The sequence below is a fragment of the Actinocatenispora sera genome, from assembly GCF_018324685.1.
Lineage (GTDB): Bacteria > Actinomycetota > Actinomycetes > Mycobacteriales > Micromonosporaceae > Actinocatenispora > Actinocatenispora sera.
The window spans coordinates 4,694,673-4,707,258 of sequence record NZ_AP023354.1 but is presented as its reverse complement, the minus strand read 5'-3'; the positions used below and the strand labels follow the sequence as shown (position 1 = coordinate 4,707,258).

Here is a 12,586-nt window from a genome sequence, read left to right as displayed (position 1 = left end):
CGGACGCCGGCGCATCCGGCAGGCGGCGGTGCGTCGCCGCGCTGTCAGGCTCCGGCGGCGGGCAACCGCGGCCGGCGGGTTGCCGCACAGCCGCGGCCGGCGGGTTGCCGCGCCGTCGCGGTCAGGCGTCGGCGGGGCGCCGCGCCGTCGCGGTCAGGCGTCGGCGGCGGGCAGCTGCCGGGCGAAGACCGTGGCGGTGCGGCGCACCGACATGCCGACCTTGAGGTAGACATCGAGCGCACCGGTGTCCGAATGCGTCCACAACGTGACCCCGCGCCGGCCGAGCCGGTGGAACCGGTCGAACGCGGTGGCGAGCAGCAGCCGGGCGATCCCCCGGCCGCGCTGGTCGGCGCGCACCGCGACGCGCTCGACGTACCCCTCGTCCCGGCCCGGCTCGTCGGTGGCAATGACCACGCCGACCAGCTCGTCACCGGCGAACGCGAGCGGCGAGCAGTCCGGCGCGAACGAGGCGCGCGCCACCGTCGTCAGGGCCCACTCGTCGTAGTCCCGGCGGCGCTCCTGCCACTCGTCGAACGCGTCCTCGCTCACCCGGTGCGCGTCCCGCTCGTCCCCCGGCGCGAAGGTACGCACGGTGATCCCGGCCGGCGGCTGCGCCGGGGCCGCGGCGGGCAGCTCGATCCCGAGCAGCCAGGAGCGCACCATCGGCTCGTACCCGCGGGAGCGCAGCAGCGCCACGGCCGCCTCGTCGGACTCCTCGACGGTCTGCACGACCCGTGCGGTGCCGAGCTCGCCGGCCCGGGTGTCGATCCAGTCCAGCAGGGCGCCGCCGATGCCGCGACCGCGGTGGTCGGGGTGGACGTCGACCACCGAGCGGCGGTCCACCCAGGCCCAGGCGGCGAGCTCGCCCGCCGGGTCGTACACCAACGCGGTGTCGGTCGCCGGGGTCAGCCGCGGTCGGGCCAACTCGGCTGCGATCGTGTCGCGATCGGTCTCCGCCGATCCGAGCAGCGCGCGCTCGCACGCGGACACCAGCCGATGGATGTCCGCCACGTCGGCCGGTGTCGCCGGCCGCATCCGGTAGTCGTCGGGCAGTTTCGCCTGCATCGTGCCTCCGCCCTCTGTCCGCGTCGCACCGCCCGACCGGCGGTCGCCCTGGCCGCGACGCGGCCGATCAGCTTACCCGCCACCCGGACCGGTGGCGAAGGCGGCGATCTCGTCGAGCCCCGGCCGGTACCCGTCGGTGGTGTCGACGTCCAGCGTCGGCACCGGCATCGACACCGGCACGAACCAGCCGAACGGGTCCGGTTGCGCCAGCCGCTCGAGCTGCCCCGGTACGGTGTGCGCCCGGCGGGTCGAGGTGGTCGCACTGCGCCGGCGGATCCGCTCCACCGCAACCGATCCGTCCAGTACGCAGCGGACGATGCGCAGCCGCACGTGCGCGGCGAGCGGGGTCAGCCTCGGTCGCCACAGCCGGTCCTGGAACGCGGCCTCGGCGACCAGGCTGACCCCGTTGCGGCTCAACAGTTCCACCGTGGCGAAGAAGACCTCGAAGGTACGCACGGTGTACTCGTCGCCCTGCGCGGCGGTGTAGTCGGGCAGGCCGAGGACCATGCCCTCCTTGATCTCGTCCCGGCAGATCGCCGGGCAGCCCAGCCGGGCGGCGAGCCGGTGCGCGAGCGTGGTCTTGCCGCTGCCGGGGTGCCCGCTGACCACCAGCAGCATCGGGGACGTCATGGCACCTTCCTACCAACCGGCGCCCGCGTCGCCGGCGCCCACCAGGAGGCGGAGCCGATCCCGCACACCCGCATACTGGGTGGCGGGGCTCGGTGGGGCCGGGCGGCGCGCGGCCGGTCAGGTGGCGGCGAGGATCTCCCGGGCCACCGCGACGGTGGTCGGGGCCCGGTCGGCGCCGAGGGCGCGGACCACCGGGCCGGCGATCGCGTCCAGCTCCAGCGCGCGGCCGGACCGTCGGTCCTTGAGCATCGACGACAGCATGGTGGGCGGCAGCGCCGCGAGCCGCGAGCCGACGAAGTCCGGATCGATCCGCACGCCGGCGGTCCCGGCCGCCGCGGCGGTCTCCTCGACCAGCGCCCGCAGCCGCTGCGGCGCCGCGTCGCGGGCCGCGCCGATCGGCTGGTCGGCAGCGGTGGTGGCGAGGGCCAGCGGGGCGAGGAAACCAAGCTTGCGCCACAGCACGGAGGCCTCGTCGGACTGGGTGGCGACCGTCAGCCCGGCAGCTGCGAACAGTCCGACCGCGGCGGCCCCGGCCGGGGTGTCGTCGGCGAGCACGAGGTCGGCCATCGAGGTCAGCTGCTCGACCACGCCGGGCCGGTGCCGGGTCGCCTCGATCGAGATGCTCGCCGGAACCACCGTGGCCGCCGGGTACGCGGCGCGCAGCAGTGCCGGGTGGTCGATCCCGTTGAGGAACGGCACGATCGTCGCGGCGCCCAGCAGCGCCGCCGGCACCCGGGTCAGCGCGGGCAGCAGGTCGGTCGCCTTCACCGCGATGATCAGCAGGTCCACCGGTGCGGTCAGCCAGGGCCGAGCCACCGGGGCGGTGACCGTCTCGCCGTCCGGCGCGGTCAGCCGCAGCCCGGCCATCGTGATCGCGGCTGCGGTGCGCTCGGTGGCGAGCACGCTCACCTCGTGGCCCGCGGCACCGAGCCGGGCCGCCAGCACGCCACCGACCCCGCCCGGGCCGAGCACGCCGATCCTGGTCATCACCACTCCCTGTCAGTTGCTTCCATCGTGGAAGTGACAGTAGCCTGGTTGCTTCCATGATGGAAGTAGCGAAGGGCGAGTCGTGCGACACAAGAGCTTCGAGGGTATGGACTGCCCGATCGCGCTGACCCTGGACGCGGTGGGCGAATGGTGGAGCCTGCTGATCGTGCGCGACGCGCTGCACGGCCTGAGCCGGTTCGACGAGTTCCAGCAGAGTCTGGGCATCTCGTCGAACTCGCTGACCCGGCGGCTGGCCGCGCTGTGCGACGCGGGCCTGCTGACCCGGCACCGCTACCAGCTGCGGCCGCCCCGCGACGAGTACCGGCTGACCGCGCGCGGGCGCGACCTGCAGCCGGTGATCGAGGCGCTCGGCGGCTGGGGTCGCCGGCACGTCACCCGCGGCCGCGGTGGGGTTCGACTGGTCGACGTCGAAACAGGCGCCACGGCCGAGCCGATCCTGGTCGACCGCGAGACCGGGAAGCCGGTCAACACCACCGACTTCCGGTACGTGGCACAGCGCAACGCGCCGCCGATCAAGCGGGCCAAGCTGCCGACGTCCTGACCCGTGCCGGAACGACGTCAGGGCGTGATCAGGTCGCCGGTTTCGCTGTTGTACAGCAGGACCCGGCCGGCACGGGGCACCGCCCAGCCGGTGCTGCCGGCGGCCGGTTCGGCCTCCTCCGGCACGACCACGCCGAGTGGCCCACCCTCGGTCTCCAGCGTGACCAGCGACGAGGTCCCGAGATGTTCGACGATGCTCACCGTGCCGGACAGCGCATCCGGCACCGCGGCGGCGGAGAAGTCCAGGTACTCGGGCCGGATCCCGACCGTGACCTCGCGGCGGGCGCCGAGCCCGGCCGGTGCCGGCAGCGAGCCGGCGGCGAGCACCAGCCGCCCGTCGGTGACGCTGGCCGGCAGCAGGTTCATCGGGGTGGAACCGATGAAGTTCGCGACGAACGTGTTGGCCGGCCGTCCGAACACCTCCCGCGGGGTACCGACCTGCCGGATCCGGCCCGCCTCCATCACCGCGATCCGGTCGGCCATCGCGAGCGCCTCCGCCTGGTCATGCGTGACGAAGATGGTGGTGACGCCCAGTTCGCGCTGCAACCGCTTGAGGAAGCTACGGGCGGACAGCCGCAGCCGGGCATCCAGATTGGACAGTGGTTCGTCGAACAGGAACGCGGACGGGTGCGCGACCACCGCGCGGGCCAGCGCCACCCGCTGCTGCTGCCCACCGGACAGCTCGGCCGGGCGGCGCGCCATCAGCTCGGCCAGCTCCAGCCCGGCACCGGTCTGCCGCGCCCTGTCGTGCCGGGCCGAGCGCGCCACCCGCTTGATCCGCAGCGGGTAGGCGATGTTGTCCAGCACCGTCATGTGCGGGAACAGCGCGTAGTCCTGGAACACCATCGCCACGTCGCGCTGGCCCGGGGCAAGCCGGGTGACCTCCCGCTCGCCGATCGACAGCGACCCACCGGTCGCCTCCTCCAGCCCCGCGATGGTACGCAGCAGGGTCGTCTTGCCGCAGCCGGACGGGCCGAGCAGGGCGAAGAACTCGCCGTCGCCGATGGTCAGCGACAGCCCGTCCACCGCGCGTACCCCGCCCGGATAGGTCTTCTCCAGCGCAGCCAGCTCGATCGTGGCCATCAGCCCTTGATCCCTCCCTGGAACCGGAACCCGTACCGCCGGTTGACGATCAGGTAGGCCACCACCACCGGTACCGAGTACAGCAGCGAGAACGTGGAGATCAGCGCGAAGTTCGGCGTCCCGCCCTCGTCGTAGAACGTGTACATGATCACCGCGGCCGGTTGCTTGGTCTGGTCGTGCAGCAGGATGTAGGGCAGCAGGAAGTTGCCCCACACCTGCACGATCGCCCACACCGCGATCGTCGCGAGGCCCGGCCGCACCACCGGCGCGACCACGTGCCGCAGGATCTGCAGCGGGCTCGCCCCGAACACCCGGGCCGACTCCTCGTAGCTCTTGGGTACCGAGTCCATGAAGTCCTTGAGGATGAACATCGCCGAGGGCAGCAGCCCGCCGGTGAGCACCAGGATCAGCGCCAGCCGGTTGTCGATCATGTTCAGCTGGAACAGCATCAGGAAGATCGGCACCATCGCCGCGGTGCCGGTCACGATCGAGGACAGCAGCAGGATCGCGTACAGCAGGGCGTCTCGGCCGGGCAGCCGCACCCGGCTCAGCGCGTACGCGGCGGTGCCGGCGAACACCACCGCGAGCACCGCGGTACCCCCGGCGAGCACCAGCGAGTTGCCGATCGAGCGCAGCGCGAACGGGTTGTCCAGCAGCACCCGGAAGTTGTGCAGGGTGAAACTGGGCGCGGTGATCTGATAGGCCGGGGTGCGGGAGAACGGCGTGAGCACCAGCCACAGCAGCGGCAGCGCGAAGAACACCAGCACCACCCCGGCGAACACGTACAGCCCGATGCGCGACAGCGCGTGCCGCACCAGCTCGTCGCCGAAGATCCGCCGCATGTCAGCCTCCCCGCCGGCGCAGCAGGCGCAGGTAGAACAGCGCGATCACCAGGTTGATCACCAGCATGATCAGCGAGATCGCCGAGCCGAAGCCGAGCTGACCACCCTCGATGGACATCCGATACACGTACACCGGCAGCGTCTCCGACCGGTGTTCCGGCCCGCCGCCGGTGAGCATGTACGGGGTGAAGTCGTTGAACGTCCACAGCGTGATCAGCAGCGTGTTGGTCAGGATGTGCCCGCGGATGCGGGGCAGCACCACGTCGCGGAAGGTGCGCAGCGGCCCCGATCCGTACAGCCGGGCCGTCTCCAGGTGCGAGGTCGGCACGGCGTCGAGCGCGGCCGAGTAGAGCAGCATCGAGAACGCGGTGCCGCGCCACACGTTGAACACCACGATCGTGGCGAGCGGGTGGTCCAGCGTCCAGGCCGCACCGGGGGTGCCCAGCAGCGCGTTCAGGGTGCCGCCGTTGCGGTCCAGCAGCGCCTGCCACAGGAACACCACCACCGTGCCGGGCAGGATCCAGGACAGCAGCACCAGCCCGCTGACGAGCGTCCGTACCCAGCCGGCCGCTCGGCGCAGCGTCGCCGCCAGCACGAAACCCAGCCCGTTCTGCCCGATCACCGCGGACAGCCCCACGAACGCCAGCGTCAGCAGTACCGAGTTGGCGAACCGCGGGTCGGTCAGCGCGTCGGTGTAGTTGCCCAGCCCCACGAACTGCGGCGCCGCGGCGTTGCTCCCCGCCAGGTCGTACTTGAGCACCCCGAGATACAGCGTCCACAGCGCCGGGAACACCAGGAACGCGGCGATCAGCGCCAGCGCCGGTACGACGAACAGCACCGCCCGGCCGATCCCGAGCCCGGCGACGTCGCTCGCCGCGGCGCGGCCGGTACGGCGCGGCCGGGAGGTACCGGCCGCGCCGCTGCCGTCAGTCCGAGGCGACGTGGTCTGCGCCGACAAGCTTCACCACACCCCGCTGGTACTCCTTGGCGATCTGGTCGATCGGTTTGCCCGCGGCGGCCTGCCCGCTCGCCTCCTCCAACAGCGCGCCGACCGAGGAGTAGTGCTCCTCCGACGGCCGGAACCGGGTGATGGGCAGGACCTTGTCGGCGATGAAGGACAGGGCCGGGTCCTTCTTCAGGATCTCGCTGTTGACCTGCTTGTTCGCCGTGATCTGCACGGTGTCGCCGAGCTGCGCCTTGATCTGGGTCGGCGAGCGCATGAAGGTCAGTAGGTCCCACGCCTGCTGCGGGTACTTTGTGCGCGGGTTGATGGTGTAGCCGCCACCGCCGGACATCGAGACGAAGTCCTGGCCGGCCACTCCGGCGCCGGGCTTCTCGGCCGGGATCAGCGCGTACCCGACGGTGGAGTTGCGGTCCGGCATCGAGGTGGCGTTGCAGATGGACTTGTCCGGGCACACGATCGAGCGCCACAGGTAGTCGCTCTCGCCGATGATGCCGAGCTTGCCCTTCGAGAACTCGCTGAACGACTCGTCCCGGCCGTTCGGGTCCTGCTGCAGCTTCGGGTCACCGAGCTTGTCGGTGACGTACAGGCTGCGGTAGAAGCTCAGCACGTCGCGGATCGCCTTGGTGTCGCCCTGGTACTTGCCGGTCTTGGTGTCGTAGATCTGCTGTCCGGCACCGGCCAGCAGCGGCAGGAAGCCTTGCATCGTCGTCGCCTCGCCCATCGGGGTACCGGCGTCGATCTGGATCGGCGTCACCCCGGACAGCTTCTTCAGCTTCCGGCCGGCGGCGAGGATGTCCGCCCAGCTGGTCGGCTGCCAGTTCGCCGGCAGCCCGGCCTTCGCGAACAGCTTCTTGTTGTAGAACAGCACCCGGCCGTCCACACCGTTCGGCACGCCGTAGTACTTGCCGTCCATCGACACGTTCTGCTGCACCGACTTGTCGACCTGCTGCCAGCCCGACCAGCTGTCGACCTTGCTGCCGACGACCTTCTCCAGCGGCTCGACGTACCCGGCCTTGGCGTACCGGCTGATCGAGTCGCCGCCAATGATGTAGATGTCCGGGCCGCCGCCGGCCTTGAGCGACAGCTCCAGCTTCTCGCCGTACTTGGCGTCGTCGATGCCGTTCTGCTGGTACTTGACGGTGACGTCGCGGCCCTTGGCCTTCTCCGCCTTCTCGAACGCGGGGATCAGCGTCTTCGAGATCCAGGTGGCCTCCTGCGCGTTCTTGCCCCCGACGATCGCGTTGGTGGAGATGGTCAGCGTGGCGTGCTTGGCGTTGGCGTTGCGCTGCGGGTCGCCGCCGCCGCTGTCGTGCTTGGCACTGACGCAGCCGGTGGCGGTCAGCCCGACGGTGAGCAGCACCGCCACCGCCGCCGCCGATCGCGCTGCGATTGGTCCAGAACGCATGCTGTGTCGCCCCTTCCACAGACTGACGACGAATCGCCCCCCACGCCCGACGTGGTGATCGCGACAGGCACACGATGCCATGATTGTTGCGAACGCGACAGATCCGCTGGCAGAACTTTTCAGCAACCCCGGCGAACGGGGGCACGCCGTACGAGTGGCGGGCACCGGGCGCGCTCCGGCATCATTGCCGCGTGACCCGATGGGAATACGCGCGGCTCGAGTACTCCTCGACCGGCACGTTCGGCAACGACCGGTTCATGGACTGGTCGGCGAGCTTCTACTACTTCGGCGGCGTGTCCCGGTGGGGCACCGACGAACGCTTCGACGACCTGCGCCACCTCAACCGGGCCGGCAACGCCGGCTGGCAGGCGTACGACCGGGATCCGGTCTACGTCGGCACGCCACGCCGGCTGCACTCGGTGACCTACTCGCTGCGCCGCATCGCCCCGGACGAGCCACCCGCGCAGTAGGCCGCGGAGGCCGCCGGTGTGGGGCCGGCCGCGTGGGGCGGCCGGCGATGACTGCGGCGCCGCGCATCTTGACTTCGATCATGGTTGAAGTTCGATGATCACGCGGTGACGACGACAGCATCCGGGCGGCGCAGCGCGCTGTTCGCCGCCGACCGGCGCGGCGCGACGATCGGGATCGTGGCGCTCGTGACCTTCGCCACGTTCGAGGACCTGGGCGTCAACACCGCCATGCCGCAGATCGCGGCCGACCTGCACGCCGGCGCCGAGTACTCCTGGCCGTTCCTGGCGTTCCTCGCCGCCAGCGTGGTGGCGAGCGTCTTCGCCGGCCGGCTGTGTGACAGGTACGGCCCGGTGCCGGCGATGCTCGCCGGCCCGGCCGTGTTCGTGGTCGGGCTGGTGGTGTCGGGCACGGCCGGCGCGATGCCGGCGCTGCTCGCCGGCCGCACGTTGCAAGGGTTCGGCGCCGGTACCCAGGTCGTCGCCGTCACCGTGCTGATCGCCGCGGTGTACCCCGCCACGGACCGGCCAGCCGCCTACGCCGCGCTGTCCACCGCCTGTGTGGTGCCCGCGCTGCTCGGGCCGACGGCCTCCGGGCTGGTCGTGCAGCACGCCGGCTGGCGGTACGTGTTCCTCGGCCTGGTTCCGTTGGTACTGGCCGGAATCGCGGTGCTGGTGCCCGCGTTGCGGCGGCTGCCGAAGCACCTGCCGGACGACCCGGTGACGGTACGGCGCTGGCTGCCGCTGGCCGCGCTCGCCGCCGCGGCCAGCGTCGTCGTACTGGAGTTCGGCGCGCAGCATCCGTCGCCGCTCACCGTGGTCGCCGGCCTCGTCGCGCTGGCGGTCCTGGTGCCGTCGGTGCGCCGGCTGCTGCCCACCGGTACGCTCACCGCCCGCGCCGGCCTGCCCACCGCGGTGCTGTCCCGCGGCCTGCTGTCCGGCGCCTACTTCGCCGTCGCCGCGTACGTGCCGCTGACTCTCACCGCGGTGCACGGGTACTCGCCGGCGGCCGCCGGGCTCCCGCTGACCGTCGGCGCGCTCGGCTGGTGCGCGGCCGCCGCCTGGCAGGGGCGGCGCCGCGAGATCTCCCGGCGGGTCCTGCTGCGCACCGGTTTCGTGCTGGTGGCGGCGGGTCTCGCCGCCACCGCGCTGGCCGCGCCGGAGTGGGGGCCGTCCTGGCTCGTGCTCGCCACCTTGGCCGTGGCCGGCGCCGGCCTGGGGCTCGGCGCCTCCGCGGCGAGCGTACTGACTCTCGGCTTGTCCACCATCACCGACCGCGGCTTCAATTCCGCCGCCATGCAGATCAGCGACCTGCTCGGGCAGGTGGTGCTGATCGGCGCCGGTGGCGTGCTGATCACCGCGCTGGCCCCGGCGGCGCACCCGAGCGGCGGGGTGGCGGCACTGGATCTGGTCATGGCCGCGGTCGCGCTGCTCGGCGCGCTCGCCACCGGCCGCCGCAACGATTCGCCCGGAGGCCTCACCCGGTCGCGGCGACTCGCCCGGTGGGTTCGCCCCGTTGCACGGGCGCGGACCGATGCGTTGCGGCGCAGCTACCCGGCCGCTGTCGTCACGACGCCGCACCCGCCCGGCCCCGGCCAGCACGCCGGCGCCGGCCCCGAGGCATCGCGCCCGGTGGCCGAGGCGTAGGCGAAGCGGCACTGCGCCGGGCCGGGCGGCCGGGCCGAGGCCGTCGGTGCTGTCACAGCGGGGGCCTACGGTGCGGGTATGGATCTTCGACTGGCCGGCCGACCGGCGTTGGTGACCGCATCCAGCAGTGGCCTCGGGGCGGCGATCGCGCGGCGGCTGGCCGCCGAGGGCTGCCCGGTGCTGGTACACGGCCGCGACCGGGTCCGAGCGGAGGCTGCCGCCGACGAGCTCCGGTCGGCCGGCGGGGTGGCCGCGACGGTGCTCGGCGACGTGACCGATCCCGGCGACCTGGACCGGATCGCTGCCGCGGCAACCGAGTTCGGGGTGGCGATTCTGATCAACAACGCCGGACCGGTCGCCCAGCACGACTGGCGCACGGGCGACGAGCGGGTGTGGCGGGACAGCTGGGCGGGCAACGTACTGTCCGCGGTGGCGCTGATCCGCGCGCTGGTGCCGCCGATGCGCTCGGCCGGGTGGGGCCGGGTGATCAACCTGGGCAGCCGCACCGCCACCAGCCCGGTGCCGAACCTGGTCGACTACGGGGCCGCGAAGGCGGCGGTGGTCAACCTGACGACCGCGCTGGCCAAGGATCTCGCCGGCACCGGCGTGACCGCGAACTCGGTCAGTCCGGGCGTGATCGTCACCGAGGCGATGCGGGCGATGTTCCTCGCCGACGACCCGCAGGGCCGGGACTGGGCCAGCCTGGAACCCGAGCTGGCCCAGCGGTACGCGCCGAATCCCTCCGGCCGGCTCGGCACCCCGGACGACGTCGCGGCGACCGTGACGTTCCTGGCCAGCCCGCTCGCCGGCTATCTCAACGGCATCGACGTGCGCGTGGACGGCGGCCTCGTCGGCACCCCGTGACGACCGACCGACCAGCCGGCACCCCGCGACGACCGATCGACCAGTCGGCACCTCGCGACGACCGATCGACCAGTCGGCACCTCGCGACGACCGACCGACCAGCCGGCACCCCGGACGACCGACCAGCCGCCGGCACGCCGTGGCGATCGGTAGGTCAGTCGGCGGGGGCCAGGGCGGTGTCGAAGCTGACGGCGACGTCGTCGGCGAGCTTCAGCGCACCGAGGAACGCGGAGTAGGGCTTCACACCCCATCTGGTCTGCCGCACGGTGGCGGTGCCCCGGACCCGGTCGTCGGTGCCGACCGCGCCGGACACCGTGACGGTCTCGGTCGTGCCGGCAATGGTCAGCTCGCCGGTCAGCTCGAACCCCTCGGCGCCGCCGCTGAAGCCGGTCGAGGTGAACGTGATCGTCGGGTGCCGCTGGGCGTCGAGCAGCTTGCTGCTGCGCAGCTGGTGCACGATGTCCTGGCGGTCGTGATCGGTGAGCGGCTTGATCCCGCCGCTGCCCTCCCGTACCACCAGGGAGGCGACCTCGACCTCCACGGTGACCGCGCCCGCGGGCAGTTGGTCTCCCGCGCCGATCGTCGCGGTGCCCGACCAGCGGGTCGCCTCCAACAGCAGGTCGTGCCCGGCACGGCGGCCGAGCCCGGTGCGTTCGGTGCGCAGCCGCAGCCAGCCCACGTCGTTGCCGAACCGGTACTTTCCGGTTGATACGGCCATGATGGCCTCCCTTCCCGGCGTCCCGTCCTTCCGGGTACCCGGTGGGCGCCGGTTCAAAGCTGGAACGCGGCCCGCCGTTGCGCCGGAACCAGGTCGACGTAGTCGGGGTGGCGGGCGATCCAGCCGCGGATGAACGGGCAGTACGGCAGGACGGCGAGTCCCTGTTCGCGGGCGGCGTCGAGCACCCGCCGGGCCAGCACGCTGCCGAGGCCCTTGCCCTCGTACGCGGGGTCGATCTCGGTGTGCAGGAACGCGATCTCGCCCGGCGCCCGCCGGTAGGTGACGAAGCCCGCGACGCCGTCGCCGTCGACGTGCAGCTCGTACCGGTCGACGTCGGGTCGCTCCACCACGCTGGTGGTCATCGGGTCCTCCCCCGTGGCTTCAGCGGCGCCGCGGGCAGCGTCGGTGCGATCAGCCGATCGCCCTGGTAGCCGTGTACGACGCCGAACCGGTCGCCGGTGTTCCACTGCTCGCGGTAGGTCGCGATCTCGTCGCCGCTGCGGCCGACGAAGTTCCACCACATCACGATCTGCTCGTCGAACGGCTCACCGCCGAGCAGCAGCAGCCGGGCACCGGACTCGGCGCGCAGCCGCACCTCGCGGCGATCGGTACCGAGGTACATCAGGGCGCCAGGTGCCAACTCGGTGGCGTCGATCTCGGCGGCGCCGGACGCGGACAGCATCGCGTACTCGAAGTCGGGTTCCAGCGGCAACCGCACGTCGGCGCCCGGATCGAGGGTGACGTCCGCGCCGACCAGCGGCGAGTAGGTGGTGCCGGGCGAGGTGGCGCCGGCCAGCGTGCCGAGCAGTACGGTCGCGGCCAGGCCGCGGTCGGTGACCACGGGCAGATCTGGATGGTGGTCGAACGCCGGCGCGACCTCCCGGTACCGCTCGGGCAGCGCCACCCACAGCTGCGCGCCGTGCAGCAGCGCCGGGTGCGAGACGGGTGACTGTTCGGAGTGGGCGATGCCGTGCCCGGCGGTCATCAGGCCGAGCTGCCCGGGCGCGAGCAGCTGCTCGTGGCCGAGGCTGTCGCGGTGCTGGATGGTGCCCGACAGCAGCCAGCTCACCGTCTGCAGGCCGGTGTGCGGATGCGGCGCGACCTGCATGCCGGGCCGGTCGGCGATGTCGTCGGGGCCGTAGTGGTCCAGGAAGCACCAGGCGCCCACCAGCCGCCGGCCCAGCGTCGGCAGCAGCCGGCGCACCATCGTGCTCTCGCCCAGCGGCACCATCCGGCCGGGCAGCACCTCGTGCACCGGCTCGGCCGGCACGTCTCGACGGCCGCCGCAGACCAGCACGTCCGGCCGCGTGTCCAGGTTGCTCACGAACGCTCCTCCCCCGCCGCGACGGCCCG

The 12,586-nt window shown here is 72.5% G+C and carries 14 protein-coding genes; 4 read left to right on the top strand and 10 right to left on the bottom strand.

Annotated elements, in window-relative coordinates:
• Positions 1-153: 153 nt before the first annotated feature.
• The 3 genes from Asera_RS22410 to Asera_RS22400 form a co-directional block, all read right to left on the bottom strand.
• The gene (locus Asera_RS22410; protein ID WP_030445952.1) at positions 154-1,065 is read right to left on the bottom strand and encodes a GNAT family N-acetyltransferase; all 912 of its coding nucleotides are present in this window, start codon (positions 1,063-1,065) and stop codon (positions 154-156) included.
• A 72-nt stretch (positions 1,066-1,137) separates the two neighbouring features.
• A complete protein-coding gene (locus Asera_RS22405) occupies positions 1,138-1,695 on the bottom strand; it encodes a P-loop nucleotide/nucleoside kinase family protein (protein WP_030445951.1) in 558 nt (185 codons plus the stop codon).
• 117 nt (positions 1,696-1,812) lie between these two features.
• Positions 1,813-2,682: a ketopantoate reductase family protein gene (locus Asera_RS22400; protein ID WP_030445950.1), complete on the bottom strand. Its 870-nt coding sequence runs from the start codon at positions 2,680-2,682 to the stop codon at positions 1,813-1,815.
• Between the two features lie 82 nt (positions 2,683-2,764).
• On the opposite strand from Asera_RS22400, the gene Asera_RS22395 reads away from it, so the two are divergent.
• The gene (locus Asera_RS22395) at positions 2,765-3,244 is read left to right on the top strand and encodes a winged helix-turn-helix transcriptional regulator (RefSeq protein ID WP_030445949.1); all 480 of its coding nucleotides are present in this window, start codon (positions 2,765-2,767) and stop codon (positions 3,242-3,244) included.
• 17 nt (positions 3,245-3,261) lie between these two features.
• Here Asera_RS22395 and Asera_RS22390 read toward each other — a convergent pair whose 3' ends face one another.
• The 4 genes from Asera_RS22390 to Asera_RS22375 are packed head-to-tail and all read right to left on the bottom strand — an operon-like array spanning position 3,262 to position 7,537.
• Positions 3,262-4,326: an ABC transporter ATP-binding protein gene (locus tag Asera_RS22390; protein ID WP_030445948.1), complete on the bottom strand. Its 1,065-nt coding sequence runs from the start codon at positions 4,324-4,326 to the stop codon at positions 3,262-3,264.
• Positions 4,326-5,168, bottom strand: coding sequence for a carbohydrate ABC transporter permease (locus Asera_RS22385; RefSeq protein ID WP_051802157.1), 843 nt, complete (start codon positions 5,166-5,168; stop codon positions 4,326-4,328). Before Asera_RS22385 ends, Asera_RS22390 begins: the two co-directional genes overlap by 1 nt.
• Position 5,169: 1 nt before the next feature.
• Positions 5,170-6,126 (bottom strand): carbohydrate ABC transporter permease, encoded by a 957-nt coding sequence (locus Asera_RS22380; RefSeq protein WP_030445946.1) that lies wholly within the window; start codon positions 6,124-6,126, stop codon positions 5,170-5,172.
• Positions 6,095-7,537, bottom strand: coding sequence for an ABC transporter substrate-binding protein (locus Asera_RS22375; protein WP_030445945.1), 1,443 nt, complete (start codon positions 7,535-7,537; stop codon positions 6,095-6,097). The genes Asera_RS22380 and Asera_RS22375 overlap by 32 nt, the downstream gene beginning before the upstream one ends.
• 191 nt (positions 7,538-7,728) lie before the next feature.
• Here Asera_RS22375 and Asera_RS22370 point away from each other — a divergent pair, with 191 nt between their 5' ends.
• The 3 genes from Asera_RS22370 (at position 7,729) to Asera_RS22360 (ending at position 10,515) form a co-directional block, all read left to right on the top strand.
• Positions 7,729-8,007: a hypothetical protein gene (locus Asera_RS22370; protein WP_030445944.1), complete on the top strand. Its 279-nt coding sequence runs from the start codon at positions 7,729-7,731 to the stop codon at positions 8,005-8,007.
• 105 nt (positions 8,008-8,112) lie between these two features.
• The gene (locus tag Asera_RS22365) at positions 8,113-9,651 is read left to right on the top strand and encodes an MFS transporter (RefSeq protein WP_084131406.1); all 1,539 of its coding nucleotides are present in this window, start codon (positions 8,113-8,115) and stop codon (positions 9,649-9,651) included.
• A gap of 78 nt (positions 9,652-9,729) precedes the next feature.
• Entirely contained in the window at positions 9,730-10,515 is a 786-nt protein-coding gene (locus tag Asera_RS22360) for an SDR family NAD(P)-dependent oxidoreductase (protein WP_030445942.1), read from the top strand.
• A 154-nt stretch (positions 10,516-10,669) separates the two neighbouring features.
• Here Asera_RS22360 and Asera_RS22355 read toward each other — a convergent pair whose 3' ends face one another.
• From Asera_RS22355 to Asera_RS22345, 3 genes are read right to left on the bottom strand one after another with little or no spacing between them, the layout of a single operon-like run.
• Positions 10,670-11,233: a YceI family protein gene (locus Asera_RS22355; RefSeq protein ID WP_030445941.1), complete on the bottom strand. Its 564-nt coding sequence runs from the start codon at positions 11,231-11,233 to the stop codon at positions 10,670-10,672.
• A gap of 53 nt (positions 11,234-11,286) precedes the next feature.
• Positions 11,287-11,595 (bottom strand): GNAT family N-acetyltransferase, encoded by a 309-nt coding sequence (locus tag Asera_RS22350; RefSeq protein ID WP_030445940.1) that lies wholly within the window; start codon positions 11,593-11,595, stop codon positions 11,287-11,289.
• The gene (locus Asera_RS22345; RefSeq protein ID WP_211255567.1) at positions 11,592-12,464 is read right to left on the bottom strand and encodes a pirin family protein; all 873 of its coding nucleotides are present in this window, start codon (positions 12,462-12,464) and stop codon (positions 11,592-11,594) included. Before Asera_RS22345 ends, Asera_RS22350 begins: the two co-directional genes overlap by 4 nt.
• Between the last annotated feature and the right edge of the window lie 122 nt (positions 12,465-12,586).